The 17,570-nt window shown below is 36.9% G+C and carries 17 protein-coding genes and 1 pseudogene; 17 read left to right on the forward strand and 1 reads right to left on the reverse strand.

What is annotated here, in order from left to right; translation table 11 throughout:
- Positions 1-98: 98 nt before the first annotated feature.
- The 17 genes and pseudogenes from AC1DJR_RS02915 to AC1DJR_RS02995 all read left to right on the forward strand — a co-directional run.
- A pseudogene (locus AC1DJR_RS02915) lies at positions 99-323 on the forward strand (MazG nucleotide pyrophosphohydrolase domain-containing protein); the annotation flags it as partial.
- On the forward strand, positions 320-1,120 hold the full coding sequence (dapB, locus tag AC1DJR_RS02920) for a dihydrodipicolinate reductase (protein ID WP_002126457.1): 801 nt from the start codon (positions 320-322) through the stop codon (positions 1,118-1,120). The pseudogene AC1DJR_RS02915 and the gene dapB, both read left to right, overlap by 4 nt.
- Before the next feature lie 15 nt (positions 1,121-1,135).
- Positions 1,136-1,531, forward strand: a complete 396-nt coding sequence (mgsA, locus tag AC1DJR_RS02925; protein WP_000684753.1) for a methylglyoxal synthase — start codon at positions 1,136-1,138, stop codon at positions 1,529-1,531.
- Between the two features lie 11 nt (positions 1,532-1,542).
- Complete coding sequence (gene bshB1, locus AC1DJR_RS02930) at positions 1,543-2,247, forward strand: bacillithiol biosynthesis deacetylase BshB1 (RefSeq protein ID WP_002011848.1); 705 nt, start codon at positions 1,543-1,545, stop codon at positions 2,245-2,247.
- Positions 2,244-3,389, forward strand: a complete 1,146-nt coding sequence (gene bshA, locus AC1DJR_RS02935; RefSeq protein WP_002086596.1) for an N-acetyl-alpha-D-glucosaminyl L-malate synthase BshA — start codon at positions 2,244-2,246, stop codon at positions 3,387-3,389. Before bshB1 ends, bshA begins: the two co-directional genes overlap by 4 nt.
- Positions 3,376-4,569 (forward strand): CCA tRNA nucleotidyltransferase, encoded by a 1,194-nt coding sequence (locus AC1DJR_RS02940; protein ID WP_002086595.1) that lies wholly within the window; start codon positions 3,376-3,378, stop codon positions 4,567-4,569. The genes bshA and AC1DJR_RS02940 overlap by 14 nt, the downstream gene beginning before the upstream one ends.
- A complete protein-coding gene (locus AC1DJR_RS02945; protein WP_002086594.1) occupies positions 4,554-5,534 on the forward strand; it encodes a biotin--[acetyl-CoA-carboxylase] ligase in 981 nt (326 codons plus the stop codon). The genes AC1DJR_RS02940 and AC1DJR_RS02945 overlap by 16 nt, the downstream gene beginning before the upstream one ends.
- A 342-nt stretch (positions 5,535-5,876) precedes the next feature.
- Positions 5,877-6,713 (forward strand): 3-methyl-2-oxobutanoate hydroxymethyltransferase, encoded by an 837-nt coding sequence (gene panB / locus AC1DJR_RS02950; protein ID WP_429686651.1) that lies wholly within the window; start codon positions 5,877-5,879, stop codon positions 6,711-6,713.
- Complete coding sequence (gene panC, locus AC1DJR_RS02955) at positions 6,713-7,561, forward strand: pantoate--beta-alanine ligase (RefSeq protein ID WP_477001982.1); 849 nt, start codon at positions 6,713-6,715, stop codon at positions 7,559-7,561. The genes panB and panC overlap by 1 nt, the downstream gene beginning before the upstream one ends.
- Positions 7,562-7,573: 12 nt before the next feature.
- The gene (panD, locus tag AC1DJR_RS02960; protein ID WP_000490176.1) at positions 7,574-7,957 is read left to right on the forward strand and encodes an aspartate 1-decarboxylase; all 384 of its coding nucleotides are present in this window, start codon (positions 7,574-7,576) and stop codon (positions 7,955-7,957) included.
- A gap of 130 nt (positions 7,958-8,087) precedes the next feature.
- Positions 8,088-10,892 carry an ATP-dependent DNA helicase DinG gene (dinG, locus tag AC1DJR_RS02965; protein WP_341023894.1) on the forward strand — a complete coding sequence of 935 codons (2,805 nt, stop codon included), beginning with the start codon at positions 8,088-8,090 and terminating at the stop codon, positions 10,890-10,892.
- 250 nt (positions 10,893-11,142) lie between these two features.
- Positions 11,143-11,313 (forward strand): YpmA family protein, encoded by a 171-nt coding sequence (locus AC1DJR_RS02970; protein ID WP_002166065.1) that lies wholly within the window; start codon positions 11,143-11,145, stop codon positions 11,311-11,313.
- Between the two features lie 7 nt (positions 11,314-11,320).
- On the forward strand, positions 11,321-11,824 hold the full coding sequence (locus AC1DJR_RS02975; RefSeq protein WP_477001983.1) for a cell wall elongation regulator TseB-like domain-containing protein: 504 nt from the start codon (positions 11,321-11,323) through the stop codon (positions 11,822-11,824).
- A gap of 18 nt (positions 11,825-11,842) precedes the next feature.
- Entirely contained in the window at positions 11,843-13,030 is a 1,188-nt protein-coding gene (aspB, locus tag AC1DJR_RS02980) for an aspartate transaminase AspB (RefSeq protein WP_060751473.1), read from the forward strand.
- A 121-nt stretch (positions 13,031-13,151) separates the two neighbouring features.
- Positions 13,152-13,859: a DNA replication protein DnaD gene (gene dnaD, locus AC1DJR_RS02985; protein WP_000728546.1), complete on the forward strand. Its 708-nt coding sequence runs from the start codon at positions 13,152-13,154 to the stop codon at positions 13,857-13,859.
- A gap of 15 nt (positions 13,860-13,874) precedes the next feature.
- Entirely contained in the window at positions 13,875-14,522 is a 648-nt protein-coding gene (nth, locus tag AC1DJR_RS02990) for an endonuclease III (RefSeq protein WP_000933020.1), read from the forward strand.
- Between the two features lie 3 nt (positions 14,523-14,525).
- Positions 14,526-15,044: a YpoC family protein gene (locus tag AC1DJR_RS02995; RefSeq protein ID WP_477001984.1), complete on the forward strand. Its 519-nt coding sequence runs from the start codon at positions 14,526-14,528 to the stop codon at positions 15,042-15,044.
- A 26-nt stretch (positions 15,045-15,070) separates the two neighbouring features.
- Here AC1DJR_RS02995 and AC1DJR_RS03000 read toward each other — a convergent pair.
- Positions 15,071-17,570, reverse strand: a 2,500-nt coding sequence (locus tag AC1DJR_RS03000) for a PBP1A family penicillin-binding protein (RefSeq protein WP_477001985.1), incomplete at its 5' end; no start/stop codon positions are given.

The raw sequence follows: 17,570 nt of genomic DNA on the forward strand, positions 1-17,570 counted from the left end.
GCTTGCAAGAGAGGTTAATCATTATTATGGTGAGAAACCAAAGAAAACGACTGAGAAAGAACGAAGTGTTGAGGAAGAGCTTGGAGATGTTTTATTTGCTTGCAAGAGAGGTTAATCATTATTATGGTGAGAAACCAAAGAAAACGACTGAGAAAGAACGAAGTGTTGAGGAAGAGCTTGGAGATGTTTTATTTGTTATGATTTGTATGGCAAATAGTTTAAATATTGATTTAGAAACAGCGCATAACATTGTAATGAATAAATTTAATACACGTGATAAAGATCGTTGGACACGTATTGATGAGGGAGAGAAAGACGCATGAAAGAAATTAAAGTAATTATCGCTGGACCACGAGGACGCATGGGATATGAAGCAGTCCTTCTTATGGAAAGAACAGCGCATTTCAATTTAGTAGCAGCAATTGATTATAAGCATGGCGGAGAAAAAATTTCTGATTTACCGGGAATGCCAGCGCTAGATGCACCTATTTACGCGGATTTACATACTTGTTTAGATGAAGTAGAAGCAGATGTATTGTTAGATTTAACAACACCAGAAATTGGAAAGAAACATGTGACACTTGCAGTTGAACGTGGACTTCGATCAGTTATTGGTACAACTGGATTTACTGAAGAAGAACTAAAGCAATTAACAGAAAATGCAAAAGAAAAAGAAGTAGGAACAATCATTGCTCCAAACTTTGCGATTGGTGCAGTTCTTATGATGAARTTYTCTCAAATGGCAGCGAAGTACTTCCAAGATGTTGAAGTAATTGAATTACACCATGATCAAAAATTAGACGCACCATCTGGTACAGCTGTAAAAACAGTAGAATTAATCCGTCAAAATCGTGTGCCAAAAGAGCAAGGGCACCCTAATGAAACGGAACAATTAGAAGGGGCACGTGGTGCAAATGTAGACGGTATTCACATTCATAGCGTACGTCTACCAGGGCTTATTGCACACCAAGAAGTAATGTTCGGCGGAGATGGACAAATGTTAACAGTTCGTCATGATTCATTCAACCGTGCATCATTTATGTCAGGTGTAAAACTATCAATTGAAACAGTAATGAACCTTGATCATCTTGTGTACGGTTTAGAAAATATTATCGACTAAAGGGGGAGACAACGGATGAAAATTGCCTTAATCGCACATGACAAAAAGAAAGATGATATGGTTTCGTTCGCATACGCATATAAACCAATTTTTGAAAAACATGAACTTTTTGCAACAGGAACGACRGGACTTCGTATTATGGAGGCAACTGGTTTAGTTGTAACAAGATATCAATCCGGTCCTCTTGGTGGAGATCAAGAAATTGGTGCAATGATTGCAAAAAATGAGATGGATATGGTGATTTTTTTCCGGGATCCACTAACAGCCCAGCCGCATGAACCAGATGTTAATGCGTTACTTCGTTTATGTGATGTATACGCCATCCCATTAGCAACAAATATGGCAAGTGCTGAAATGCTAATGCATGCATTAGAGCGGGGGGATTTAGATTACCGAAAGTTAAGAAAATGAGGGGAACAATTATGAGTGGATTACATATATTAGCGTTTGGTGCTCATGCCGATGATGTTGAAATCGGCATGGCAGGTACCATTGCAAAGTATACGAAGCAAGGATATGAAGTAGGCATTTGCGATTTAACAGAAGCTGATCTTTCTTCAAATGGAACGGTAGAACTAAGAAAAGAAGAAGCAAAGGCTGCAGCTCGTATTATGGGAGTAAAAACGAGAATTAATTTAGCAATGCCAGACCGTGGTTTGTATATGAAAGAAGAATATATACGTGAAATTGTAAAGATTATTCGTACATATAAACCAACACTAATTTTCGCACCATATTACGAAGATCGTCATCCAGACCATGCTAATTGCGCGAAACTTGTGGAAGAAGCTATCTTTTCAGCGGGAATTCGTAAATATATGCCTGAACTTCCGCCGCACCGTGTAGAGTCTTTTTATAATTATATGATTAATGGTTTTCATAAACCGAATTTTTGTATAGATATTAGTGAATACCTTTCTAAAAAGGTGGAAGCGTTAGAAGCGTATGAAAGTCAGTTTTCAACAGGGAGTGATGGTGTTAAGACGCCATTAACCGAAGGATACGTTGAAACTGTAATCGCTCGGGAGAAGATGTTTGGGAAAGAAGTTGGAGTGCTGTATGCCGAAGGATTTATGAGTAAGAAACCGGTTTTATTACATGCTGATTTAATAGGGGGATGTAAATGAAATTGAAAATAGGTATTACATGTTATCCTTCTGTAGGTGGTTCTGGGGTTGTTGGGACAGAGTTAGGAAAGCAATTGGCRGAACGCGGGCATGAAATTCATTTTATTACATCGGGTGTACCATTTCGGTTGAATAAAGTGTACCCGAACATTTATTTTCACGAAGTAACAGTAAATCAATATTCTGTTTTTCAATATCCACCTTACGATTTAGCATTAGCGAGTAAAATGGCAGAGGTTGCTCAAAGAGAAAACCTTGATATTTTACATGTGCATTATGCAATCCCTCATGCTATTTGTGCATATTTAGCAAAACAAATGATTGGGGAGCGTATTAAAATTGTTACGACCTTACATGGAACGGATATTACTGTGTTAGGTTCCGACCCTTCGTTAAATAATTTAATTCGCTTTGGTATTGAACAATCTGATGTTGTTACAGCTGTGTCACATTCGTTAATTGAAGAAACAAATGAACTTGTAAAACCAGATAAAGAAATTGAGACGGTATACAATTTTGTAGATGAACGTGTTTATTTCAAACGTGATATGTCTCAATTAAAAAAAGAATATGGTATACGAGAAAATGAAAAAGTGTTGATTCATATTTCAAATTTCCGAAAGGTTAAGCGTGTACAGGATGTTGTGCAGTCATTTGCCAAAATTGTAAAGGAAGTAGATGCGAAATTGCTTCTTGTTGGTGATGGACCAGAGTTCTGTACTATTTTACAATTGGTGAAAAGTTTACATATTGAGGAACGTGTCTTATTCCTAGGAAAGCAAGATAATGTTGCAGAGCTTCTTGCGATGAGTGATTTAATGCTACTTTTATCAGAAAAGGAAAGTTTTGGTCTTGTTATATTAGAAGCGATGGCGTGTGGTGTGCCTAGTATCGGAACGAGGGTTGGGGGCATTCCAGAGGTCATTCAACATGGTGAAACAGGATATATATGTGAAGTTGGAGATACAGACGGAATAGCTAAGCAAGCAATTCAGCTACTAGAAAATGAAGAACTTCACCGTAATATGGGAGAGCGAGCGATGAAATCTGTATATGAGCAGTTTCGTTCGGAAAAAATCGTTTCACAGTATGAGGCGATTTATTATGACATACTAAGGGATGACAAGAATGGAAAGATTTAAAAAAGCTAGTTCAATTATTGAGATGTTAAAACAGCACGGACATGAGGCTTACTTCGTTGGTGGAAGTGTACGCGATCTTATTATCGATAGACCGATTGGAGATATCGATATCGCAACATCTGCTTTACCAGAAGAAGTAATGGCTATTTTCCCAAGACATGTTCCGGTTGGTCTTGAGCATGGAACTGTAATTGTTGTAGAAAATGGTGAACCGTATGAGGTAACTACTTTTCGAACAGAAAGCGAATATGAAGATTTTCGAAGACCTAGTAGTGTTCAATTTGTCCGTTCATTAGAAGAGGATTTAAAACGACGTGATTTCACGATGAATGCAATTGCAATGACAGAGGAAGGCGAAATGGTTGATTTATTTGCTGGGAAAGAAGCGATTCGTCTGAAGGAAATTACAACGGTTGGAGATGCTGCAGACCGTTTTCAAGAAGATGCACTGCGAATGATGCGTGGTATTCGGTTCGTAAGTACGTTAGGTTTCTCTTTGGAAATAAAGACGAAACAAGCAATTGAAACGTATGGGCATTTGCTCGAACATATAGCGATTGAAAGAATTACAGTTGAATTTGAAAAATTGTTGACCGGTACATATTGTGTGAATGGTCTTCAAGAGTTAGTAGAAACTAAGCTATTTTCTCATCTGCCATATTTGCAAATGTCAGAAGAAAGACTCTTGAAAGCTACGCAGTATAAATGGGATTCTTTCGAAACAGACGTTGAGGCGTGGGCATTTTTCTTATATTGTATCGGAGAAGAGCATCCATCTGTCTTTTTGCGTCAATGGAAGTTCTCGAATAAAAAGATTAAAGATATCGTAGCGGTTTTATTAGCAATTCGTTCTAGAAAGGAGAAGGAGTGGGATACAATCCTTCTTTATAAAACTGGGATTCGCATCGCTGAGATGGCGGAAAGAGTATATGAAGCGATAATAGAAAGTTATAATAGTGCGTCTGTTAAGCAAGTACAATCATTATTTCATGCATTGCCGATAAAAAATCGTCAAGAAATGAATGTGACTGGTAATGATTTATTAAGCTGGACAGATAAAAAGCCAGGTCCGTGGGTTGCCGAAATGCTTCAAAATATTGAAGAAGCAATCGTACAAGGAGATTTAGTTAATAAGAAAGAGGATATAAGGGAGTGGCTACAAAGATGCAATCTACTATAAGAAAGCAGTTATTACAAGTTTTTTCTGAAGCAGATGGTGCATTTGTATCTGGTCAAATACTTAGTGACAAACTTGGTTGTTCGAGAACCGCTGTATGGAAGCATATGGAGGACCTTCGTAATGAAGGGTATGAACTAGAAGCTGTACGCCGCTTAGGGTACAGAATTGCTAGTAAACCAGATAAAGTAACTGCGAATGAGATTCAATTAGGATTACAAACAGAGCGTATCGGTAGAACGGTTTATTTTGAAGAATCGGTTGAGTCTACTCAGCATATTGCAGCGAGACTTGCTTATGAAGGCGCAGAAGAGGGAACAATTGTCGTTGCTGAAGAACAAACAGCAGGTAGAGGACGTTTAAGTAGAAAATGGTATTCCCCAAAAGGAACAGGAATTTGGATGAGTATTATTTTGCGTCCCTCGATTCCAGTTCATCATGCACCACAGCTTACTTTATTAGCAGCTGTTAGCGTAGCGCAAGCAATTGAAAAATGTACCGGTGTAAACGTAGGGATTAAATGGCCGAATGATATTTTAATTCAAGGTAAAAAAGCTGTCGGTATATTAACGGAGATGCAAGCTGATCCAGATAAAATTAATGCTGTTATTATGGGAATTGGCATTAATGCAAATCAGAAACAAGAACATTTTGATGAGGAAATTCAGCAAATTGCAACTTCATTAGCAATTGAATCGGGTAAGCCGATTGTTCGTGCGGAACTTATGCAACAAATTTTCTTGCAACTAGAGAAATTGTATGAAGAGTATTTAAAAAATGGCTTCTCTGTTATTAAAATTCTTTGGGAAAGTTACGCAGTAAGTATCGGAAAAGAAATTACAGCTCGAACGATGAAGGAAACTATTAATGGGCTAGCAAAAGGAATTACGGAGGATGGTGTATTGTTACTTGAGGATCATCAAGGACAAGTGCACCACATTCATTCTGCTGATATAGAAATTAAGTAAAAGAAGTTCCTATTTTGGAGCTTCTTTTTGTCATTTAGATACTAATAAATTTCACATACCGTAATAGGGATARAAAATTATTTTTTCGAAAAAATGTAGCAATTCCTTTTCAGAGTTTGCTATAATTAKTTCGAATATGGGCAGTATCAAAGCGAACTGCACCATTATTTTACGCAGTATGAAAAAATAATAATTTGGATTCTGCCTTGATCCAATAACGGACTGGGACAGAGGGATGAATAATGCCGACTAACACACAACCCTTCTGCCCTTTTATGGCCAGAGGGGTTTTTTATATGATTTCGGCCATCTCCTCTCTCCTGCATAAAGGAGGAGTAGTTTTTGAAAACAAAAACAGATTTTTTGAAAATGAAAGAGCAAGGTGAGCCGATTACAATGCTAACGGCGTATGATTATCCATCTGCTAAATTAGCAGAAGAAGCTAAAGTCGATATGATTTTAGTGGGTGATTCTCTAGGAATGGTTGTACTTGGGTATGATTCAACAGTTCCAGTAACAGTAGAGGATATGATTCATCATACGAAAGCTGTACGCCGCGGAGCGAAAGAGACGTTTATTGTAACTGATATGCCATTTATGTCTTATCATGTCTCATCGCAAGATACGATGATTAATGCACGTCGCATTGTTCAAGAGAGCGGGGCACATGCATTAAAGGTAGAAGGTGCTGGAGAAGTTATATCAACTATTCACTACTTAACGAATGCGGGAATTCCCGTTGTGGCGCATTTAGGTTTAACTCCTCAATCTGTAGGAGTGCTAGGTGGGTATAAAGTACAAGGGAAAGATGCTGAAAGTGCAAAAAAATTAATAGAAGATGCAAAGAAATGTGAGGAAGCTGGTGCGATAGCACTTGTGCTAGAATGTGTGCCAATGCAATTAGCAGAACTTATTTCAGAGCACTTAACAATTCCTACAATCGGAATTGGAGCAGGACAAAAAGTAGATGGGCAAGTTCTTGTATACCACGATCTTATCTCGTACGGCGTAAATCGTGTTCCGAAATTTGTGAAGCAATATACGTCTGTTCAAGAGGAGATTGTGCGAGGGATTTCGCAATACGTTACTGAAGTAAAGACAGGGCAATTTCCTGAAGAAAAACATTCATTCACAATGAAAGAGGAAGAGTGCTTAGCGTTATACGGAGGAAAACAATAATGAAAATCATAACTACAGTGCAAGAGATGCAGCAAATTACAAACGAACTGCATGCAAGTAGAAAAAGTATCGGTTTTGTTCCAACGATGGGGTATTTACACGAAGGGCATGCTACGTTACTACGTAAGGCAAGGGAAGAAAATGAAATTGTAGTTTTAAGTGTATTTGTAAATCCACTACAATTTGGACCAAATGAAGATTTAGATCGATACCCACGTGATATTGATAGAGATGAAAATGTAGCAAAAGAAAATGGTGTTGATTATTTATTTTATCCGAGTGTAGAAGAGATGTATCCAGCAGAACAAACGACAACAGTAGAAGTTGTGAAGCGTACCGACGTATTATGTGGCAAACAAAGACCTGGTCATTTCGCTGGTGTGGCGACTGTACTAATGAAACTATTTAATATTACATTGCCAACGCGTGCTTATTTCGGTATGAAAKATGCACAGCAAGTAGCTGTAATTGAAGGATTCGTAACTGATTTTAATATTCCCGTTACGATCGTACCAGTTGATATTGTAAGGGAAGAAGATGGATTAGCGAAAAGTTCTCGTAATGTGTATTTATCACTAGAAGAACGTGAAGAGGCTCCTCATTTATACGGCAGTCTATGTATAGCGAAAGAACGAATTGAGGCAGGCGAACGTAATCCGGAAATCATTATGAATCTTGTGAAAGAGCATATTGAGAAGTATACGAAAGGCACTGTAGATTATGCTGATGTATATGCATATCCTTCWTTAAAAGCAATAAATAAAATTGAAGGAAGAATCATTTTAGCGATTGCRGTTAAGTTTGAAAATGTACGATTAATTGACAATATAACATTAATGGGGAAATAAGGGGGAGCATCTATGTTTCGCACAATGATGAGAGCGAAGTTACATCGTGCAACTGTAACAGAAGCAAATTTAAATTATGTAGGTAGTATTACAATTGATGAAGATTTAATGGATGCGGTAAATATTGTAGAAAATGAAAAAGTACAAATTGTAAATAACAACAATGGAGCTCGCTTAGAGACATATGTTATTAAAGGAGAGCGCGGTAGCGGTGTTGTGTGTTTAAATGGTGCAGCTGCAAGGCTTGTACAACCGGGTGATAAAGTTATTATTATTTGCTATGGTTTAGTTGCAGAAGAAAATATTCATAAACAAGAGCCGAAAATTGCAGTATTAGACGATGATAATCAAATTATTGAAATGTTAGGTGCTGAAAAAGCTGGCACGATATTATAAGTAGGAAGGCTATCTCTAATTAAGGAGATAGCTTTTTTGTGCATCTTTTCATTAAGATGAGGTAAAACGTGGTATAGTAACATTATATAATTTTTGTGTTTGATAGGTAAGAAATTGAGGTGTTACATATATGAGTAAGCGTTATGTCGTTGTTGATTTAGAGACGACAGGGAACTCCTGGAAGGATGGGAAGGATAAAATCACCCAAATTGCAGCTGTTGTAGTGGAAGATGGAGAGGTATTAGAGATTTTTTCATCTTTTATTAATCCGAAGAGAGAGATTCCCCTATTTATTACAGAATTAACTGGGATTGATGAAAATCTTGTAAAACAAGCCCCGTTATTTCGAGATGTAGCCCCGATGATTGTTGAGCTATTACAAGGTGCGGCTTTTGTTGCACATAACGTTCACTTTGATTGGAATTTTTTAAATGAAGAATTAAGGCAGGCTGGATATACAGAAGTACATTGTCCTAAAATTGATACAGTTGAATTGGCGCAAATTCTTTTGCCAACAGCTGATAGTTATAAATTACGTGATTTAGCTAAGCAGCATGAACTAGAGCACGATCAACCACATCGTGCGGATAGTGATGCTCTTGCAACAGCGGAGTTGTTTTTACAATTTTTAAGTGAAATTGAAAAGTTACCACTTGTCACATTACAATCGCTTTATGAATTAAGTGATGTTTTCCAAAGTGATATAGCTGATGTACTTTCTGAAAATATTTTAAAGAAAATGATGCATGGTAAAGAAGAGGCAGAGGAGTGTGAGGTGTATCGAAATATTGCGCTTCGAAAGCGGAATTATTCTTTAAGCCTCAGTGAAACATACTCATCTAAATTTGATGCTTTCTTACATAAGACAATCGATAAACTTGAATTGAATATGCCAAAGTTTGAAAAAAGAGAAAGCCAACAAATTATGATGAAGGAAATATATACAGCGCTAAGAGATTCTAGGTTTTCACTGATTGAAGCAGGAACAGGTACGGGGAAGACGCTTGCATATTTACTTCCAAGTATTTATTTCGCAAAGAAAAAAGAAGAACCTGTCATTATAAGTACACAAACTGTACAATTGCAACAACAAATACTAGAAAAAGAAATTCCTTTATTAAAGAAAATAATGCCATTTTCATTTGAAGTAGCTCTTCTGAAAGGAAGAAAGCATTACCTTTGTCTACACAAATTTGAATATGCTTTGCAAGAGGAAGAGAAAAATTATGATATGGCRCTCACAAARGCAAAAATTTTAGTGTGGTTATTGCAAACGGAAACTGGCGATCGTGATGAATTRAATATTCCTGAGGGCGGCAAGTTACTTTGGAACCGTATTTGTAGTGATGTACATAGTCCAGGCGGGATGCAAAGCAACTGGTATAGTCGTTGTTTTTATCAAAGAGCAAAGAATAAAGCATTATTTGCAGATATCGTTATTACAAATCATGCGTTATTATTTCAAGATTTTTCAAGTGAAGAACCACTATTTGCTTCATGTGAACATATTATTTTTGATGAAGCTCATCATATCGAGGAAGCGGCGAGTAGAACATTAGGTGAACAGTTCTCATGCATGTATTTTCAATTAGCTTTATCTCGTCTTGGTACGCTAGAAACAGATGATGTACTTTCTAAAGTATATAAAATGATGAAAAAATCAGAGCAAGCATCACGTTCGACTTTCCGTATGGTGAGTCATAGTTTGAAGGAATTGAAATTTGATGCGGATGAACTATTTCAAATGTTACGGACTTTCGTATTTAAACAAACAAAGCAGGAACAAGGGATGAGCAATATGCCACTCATTTATCGATATAACACGGAAGTAGAGAAAGGTAAGTTATGGGATAGCATTACCGAGTTAACAAATCGATTTGTGTATGATGTAAGAAAGTTATTGACTACACTTGAGAAGCAAGCTGAAATATTGCAAAGTAAATTAGAATGGGAGATGCATGTCGTTACAGGTGAATTTATGCATTTAATTGAGTTGTTGAGAAAGATGGCACAATCTTTACAATTACTCATTTTAGAAAAAAATTCATACGTGACATGGATGGAGACTGAAACGAAGGGGACGATTCATTCAACAGTTCTATATGCGCAGCCTGTTCATATTGGTGAAAGATTTGCTGATGAATTTTTAACCCAGAAAAAGAGTGTTATTTTCACATCAGCAACGTTAACAGTTAATGATTCATTCGACTATATAAAAGAGGAGCTAGGTTTACATGATTTTGCTCCCAATACATTAAAGGTTCCATCACCATTCCGTTTTGAAGAGCAAATGAAATTAATGGTTTCAACGGATGTACCTTTTATTAAGAAAGCAAGTAATGAAGAATATATTGAGTCTATATCGGCACATATTGCGAAAATAGCGAAAGCTACAAAAGGTAGAATGCTCGTTTTATTCACTTCGTATGAAATGTTGAAAGAAGCGTATACGAATTTGAAAAATGATGAGACATTAGAAGGATATTTATTATTAACGCAAAGTGTGAATAATAAGAGCCGAAGTCGTCTAATCCGCAAATTCCAGGAGTTCGACAAATCGATTTTGTTAGGAACAAGTAGTTTTTGGGAAGGGATAGATATACCTGGAGATGCCCTAAGCTGTCTTGTCATTGTCCGTCTGCCTTTTACCCCTCCTCATCAGCCGATGATGGAAGCAAAAGGAGAGTGGTTAAAAAATCAAGGAGAAGACGTATTCGATAAGTTGGCGCTCCCGCAAGCAATCTTGCGTTTCAAACAAGGGTTTGGTCGTCTTATTAGAACAAATACAGATACGGGAACTGTATTTGTATTAGATCGTCGTTTGACAAGTTCTTCCTATGGAAAACGATTTTTACAATCAATCCCAACTGTACCGCTCTATGAAGGACCGTTAGAAGAATTGTTAGTACAGTTAGAAGAATCGTCAAATGAATAAAATTGGAAGAAAAATACGCCTGAAGTACATTTAAACTTCAGGCGTAAAAAATGTGGGTAGGAGGAATTTTATTTTTCTTACTTCTTGTATACAAAATATATTGCTTTTCGATTTGAAACCTTTTTTTGCTGTACATGTCCTGCTATAATAGATGGGTGATGAAGCAGGGGTTGTAAAGAATGTACTCTTATTGTAACCGCATTGCGTTCTTCTATAATTAGAAATTTTTGTGTAACGGAGGAGTTTTTTCATGGATAAGAAAATCGAAGTCCTATCAACGACGCGTATTAAATATTCGTCTGACTTGTATAAAATTGTTGATGGTTTGAATCGTACGTTAAAAGAGCAGGACCTCATGTTCGGATTAGCATTAGACGAAAAAGATAAAGAAATAGCTGTATTTACGATTTACAGAACGTAGTGATACAATGAAAAAGTGGATCYTTACAATCATTATCGTTATCGTTGCTAGCGGAATATATGGGGCATATGTTTATAATAAAGCGATGGAAAAGAAAATTCCAAAAGAGTCAAAGTCTGTAGAAATTGCGAAAGAAAAGGCAAAGCTTACAAAGGTAAATACCGTTGATTATTATAACGGAAAATCTTCATATACAGTCGTACAAGGTACAGATGAAAAAGGAGAACAACTTATCGTTTGGGTGCCTGAGAAAAAAGGGGAAACTATAGTAAGGAAAAAGAGCGAAGGTATTTCTGAAAAAGATGCTTTACAAAGAACGATTGAACAAGTCGGAGATGAAAGTAAAGAACCCRAAAGTAAGCCGAAAGAAATTTTAAAAGCAAAATTAGGCTTTGAAAATAATATACCATTATGGGAAGTTACATATATTGATGATGACAATCGTTATAGTTACTACTATCTTGAATTTAAAGATGGGAACTTTTTAAGACGATATAGCATTGAAAAATAGATGTAGGGGGAACTACAAATGAAATTAGCAAAGCGAGTAGCTGCTTTAACACCRTCTTCAACTTTAGAAATTACAGCAAAGGCACAAGCATTAAAAGCAGAAGGTCATGATGTAATTGCATTAGGGGCAGGGGAACCTGATTTTAATACACCAGAACATATAATGGATGCTGCGCATAAAGCGATGTTAGAAGGACATACGAAATATACACCAACAGGTGGATTACAAGCGTTAAAACTAGAAATCGTTAAGAAATTTACTCGCGATCAAGGAATAGCGTATGATCCATCTGAAATTATTGTATGTAATGGTGCCAAGCATGCATTATATACATTATTCCAAGTGTTACTTGATGAAGGAGATGAAGTTATCATCCCAACTCCTTATTGGGTAAGTTATCCTGAACAAGTAAAGCTTGCTGGTGGTAAACCAGTTTATGTAGAAGGCCTAGAAGACAATGAGTACAAAATTACAGCAAAGCAGCTGCGTGAGGCAATTACAGAGAAAACGAAAGCAGTTATTATTAATTCACCGAGCAATCCAACAGGAATGATTTACAGCAAAGAGGAATTACAACAGCTTGGAGAAATATGTTTAGAACATGATATCTTAATCGTTTCTGATGAAATCTATGAAAAATTGATTTATGGTGACGCAGAATATACTTCAATTGCCCAGCTTTCTAATGCATTAAAAGAACAAACACTTATTATTAATGGTGTATCTAAATCACATTCTATGACAGGATGGCGCATTGGATATGCAGCAGGAAATAAGCAGCTTATTAAAGCGATGACGAACTTAGCGAGTCATAGTACGTCAAACCCTACTTCAATTGCTCAATACGGTGCAATTGCTGCGTATGCAGGCTCACAAGAACCTGTAGAAACAATGCGTCAAGCGTTTGAAGAAAGATTGAACATTATTTATGATAAATTAATTCAAATTCCTGGTTTCACTTGCATTAAGCCACAAGGTGCTTTTTACTTATTCCCAAATGTAAAAGAAGCCGTAGCGTTAGCTGGGTATGATACAGTTGATGAGTGGGCAAAAGCATTATTAGAAGAAGAAAAGGTGGCTCTTGTTCCAGGTACAGGATTTGGTGCACCAAATAACGTTCGATTATCGTATGCGACATCTCTTGAGCAAGTTGAGAAAGCATTAGAACGAATTCATACGTTCATGAAAAGTAAAGTACAGGCTTAATCGTCTRTTTCTTGTAGTAAATGGCAAAAAACCTCCCTATATATAGGGAGGTTTTTTTGACGAATTGTGGCAAAAAGAAATGGCTAAAGGTGTGTTATACTAGAGAACGAGGTGTTTGGTGATGAAAAAGAAAATGATGTTACAATGGTTTGAACAGGGAAGCATAGCGATTCCTAAATTGCTTATGATGCATTATAAAAAGCTAGGTTTAAATGAGACGGAATTTATGGTAGTACTTCATGTACACACATTTTTAGAATCAGGTAATTCGTTCCCGACTCCTTCAGAGATTTCAGAACGGATGACGATAACAGAAATGAAATGCATGGAAGTGATTCAGACTTTAATCCAAAAAGGTTTTTTAGCACTAGAAGGTGGACGAAGATCTGAAGCGATGATGTGTGAAAGTTATTCTTTACAACCACTGTGGGAAAAAATATTGCACTTTTTAATGAATGAATCTATAGAGGAAGAGCAAAAAGAACAAAAACAAATTCAAGTAAATTTATATACAGTATTTGAAAAAGAATTCGGAAGACCACTTTCGCCATTTGAATGTGAAACATTAGGGATGTGGGAAGATCAAGATCAACACCATCCGAATTTAATTCAAGCGGCTCTTCGTGAAGCTGTTATGAGTGGTAAACTTAATTTCCGGTATATTGATCGTATTTTGTTTGAGTGGAAAAAGAACGGAATTAAAACGGTAGATCAAGCGCAAAATCAAGGCCAGAAATTTAGAGCGAATCAACAACGCACACAACAAACGACAAAACAAGAGACGAAATTTACTGGGAAAGTGCCTTTTTATAATTGGTTGGAGCAGTAGTGTAGGAGGAAAGATATGTTGAACAAAACGCAAATTCGTTATTGTTTAGATACAATGGCGGATATGTATCCAGAAGCGCATTGTGAATTAATTCATGATAATCCATTTGAACTTGTAATCGCAGTGGCATTATCTGCGCAATGTACAGATGCACTTGTGAATAAAGTGACGAAAAACTTATTTCAAAAATATAAAACACCAGAAGATTATTTAAGTGTGTCTTTAGAAGAATTACAACAAGATATACGTTCCATTGGATTGTTTAGAAATAAGGCGAAAAATATTCAAAAATTGTGCCGGATGTTACTAGATGATTATAACGGGAAAGTTCCAGAAGACCGTGATGAGCTGACGAAATTACCAGGAGTAGGGAGAAAGACAGCGAATGTAGTTGTTTCGGTAGCGTTTGGGATTCCAGCGATTGCTGTTGATACGCATGTAGAGAGAGTGAGTAAACGGTTAGCAATTTGTAGATGGAAAGATTCTGTGTTAGAAGTGGAAAAGACATTGATGAAGAAAATTCCAATGGATGAGTGGGGAGTTACACACCACCGTATGATTTTCTTCGGACGTTATTACTGTAAGGCGCAGCGACCACAATGTGAAGAGTGTCGATTACTAGAAATATGTCGCGAAGGAAAGAAACGAATGAAGGGGAAATAAAGGATGGAGCGAGTTATAGAAATACCGAAAGAGTTTCGGTGCGTGCCATTTTTTAAAGAGAGTGCAAATTCGATTACGTATCACACAGACCAATCTTTTGAAGAGATAATACAAAATACTTACTTTATATTTGATATTGAAAGAAAATATGAGCCATGGAATGAAATTGAAACAAGTATTCCAGCGGTGTTAAATATATGGAAAAGCAAGCATGAAGAAATTGCTATACTATTTCGGAACAGAAAAAAACAAGAAGCTGAGGGTCCGATGATTCTTTTTGCAGCGCACTTTCTATCGGTTATATATTGGTTAAATGAGCAGCCTGTTCATAGTTTGAATGAGATGCAAGTAAATACGAATAAATTGGAAGTACAACCTGTTAATTTTATGGAGCGATATTCATTTATTATAAAGAAACCGAGTAATTACCATTCGTATATTCAATTAGTACAGTTGTATRTCGAAATAGAAAAGCTATATGTAAAGAAAATGATAACAAAAAAGAAGTCGGTTTCTCATTAAGAGAAACCGACTTCTTTTTTTGTTTATTAAGACTCTGTTGTAACAACATTTCCGTCCGCGTGAGGTGTATCTTCCCCGTTATTTTGTTGCTGTTGCTGTTGTTGCTCTTCAGCTTTTTTTCTAGCTTCTTCGTCAGCTTTTCTCTTAGCTTCTTCGTCAGCTTTCTTCTTAGCCTCTTCGTCAGCGGCTTTCTTTTGAGCTTCTTCTTGCTGTTTACGTTGTTGTTCTTGTTGCTGCTGTTGTTCTTGTTGTTTACGTTGTTGTTCTTGTTGTTTACGTTGTTGTTCTTGTTGTTGCTGTTGTTGCTGTTGCTGTTCTTGCTGTTTACGCTGATCTTCATCAGCTTTTTTCTTAGCTTCTTCTTGTTTTAGTTTATCTTCATTGGTCTTTTTCAGGGCTTCTTCGTCAGCTTTTTTCTTAGCTTCTTCATCAGCTTTTTTCGCATCTGGAGTTCCGCCAGGGGCAGTGAAGGATGCACCAACTGCAGGGCTTGTTCCAGTACCCTTTTTCGCTACTACAGAGAAACTGTAAGTAACACCTGGTTTAATACCACCAAGAGTAGCTGTCGTACCGCTTACTGATAAGCTACCACTAGAACCGTCAGTAGCTTTATAGCTTGCTGCGTATGCATCAACATTTGATGATGGTCCAGACCAGTTCAGTGTCACTGTGCTAGCGCCATCGAAAGCGACATTAAGGCCACTAGGTGGATCTACTTTAATTTGTTTAACTRCATCTTTTTTCGCACCTTTTACGTACAATTCTTCATTTATTTCTTGTACAGAAGAAGGACGTTCGAAACGAGATTTATCTGTAGCGAATTTGCTCATCATTACTTGGAACATTTGTTGTGCAATTTTAGTATAACGATCGCTAATGTAATTTTCTGGACCATTCTTTTCGTAACCAGTCCACACAGCCATCGTATATTGTGGTGTATATCCAGCGAACCAGCTATCTCTGTTCGCATCAGCTGGGATGCCATATTTTTTTATATCTTTTGCATCAAAGTTTTGTGTTCCTGTTTTACCAGCAACGTCGAATCCAGAAACATATGCTGTTGGCCCTGTACCGCCAGAACCAGGTTTTACTACGTCACGAAGAACATCAGTAACCATGTAAGCTGTATAGTCGTGCATTGCACGTTGTTCTTTCGGTTTAAAGCTTTTCTTTTTCCCGTCTGGGAAGATGACTTCTTTTACGAAGTGAGGTTTATTATAAACACCGTCATTACCAAACGCTGCATATGCACCTGCTACTGCTAATGGAGAACTATCGTTACTACCAATTGCAGTAGATTCATGTACTCCATTTTCAAACGTCATGCCTAAACCTTCAGCAAACTCTTGTGACTTAGTAAGACCAACTGTTTGAGCTGTCTTTAAAGCCGGGATGTTTAATGACTTCTTCAATGCTTCACGAAGTGAAACGTCACCTTTAAAATTACCTGTAGCATTTTTAATCTTTGTGCCATTAGAGTAAGTGTAATCAGAGTCATTTAATTGATGGTAAGTAGACCATTGAAGATTCTCAATTGCTGGACCATAGTCGAAAATTGGTTTCATTGTTGAACCAACTTGGCGTTTTAAATCAACTGCCATATTATGACCTTTGAAAGTAGACTTACTTTCTTTACGCCCAGCACCAATTGCTCGAACTTCTCCAGACTGTGTATCCATAAATACAAACGATCCTTGGAACTGATCGTTTGGATACTTAATGAGATTGCCATCCATAATTTTCTCAGCGTAATCTTGAGCATCTTGATCAAGTGTTGTATGAATCGTTAAACCATCTGAACCGATATTTACATCAGGGTATTCTTTTTCAACTTCCTTTACARCAGCATCTATAAATGCTTGATACTTCATTTCAGTCACTTCTGAAGATGGAAGAAGTCCTTGTRTTACAGRGATTTGCATTGCGTCATTCATTTCTTGTTTCGTTATATACCCGTGTCGGTTCATTAATGTTAATACGATATTACGACGTTTCGTTGCTCTATCAACGTTATCTGGTTTTGTTGGATCATAAATGTTAGGACCTTGGGGTAAACCAGCGAGCATAGCAGCTTCGTGTAGTTGTATGTCTTTTAAATCTTTGCCGTAATATTTTTTGGCAGCTGTTGAAATACCATAAGAGCGATTACCTAAGTTAATCTTATTTAAGTACATTTCTAAAATTTCATGTTTTGAGTACTGTTGCTCTAACTTATAAGATAAGTACCATTCYTGCACTTTTCTTTTTGCAGTTTTGTCCATCGTTAGAAAATAGTTTTTAACTACTTGCTGTGTAATCGTACTACCACCTTGTGATCCAAAACCACCAGTGACATTTTCCATGACTGCCATTCCAGTACGTCTAAAATCAATTCCATTATGATCGTAGAAACGAGCATCCTCAGTCGCAAGGAATGCACTTTCAATTACTTTTGGAATTTGATCGTATGTAACATGGGTTCGTTTTTCAGCACCGTATTCATAGAAGAAATTCCCGTTTTTATCAAGGAATTTTGTTGATAAAGGA

The sequence above is a fragment of the Bacillus sp. 05T31 genome, assembly GCF_056396725.1.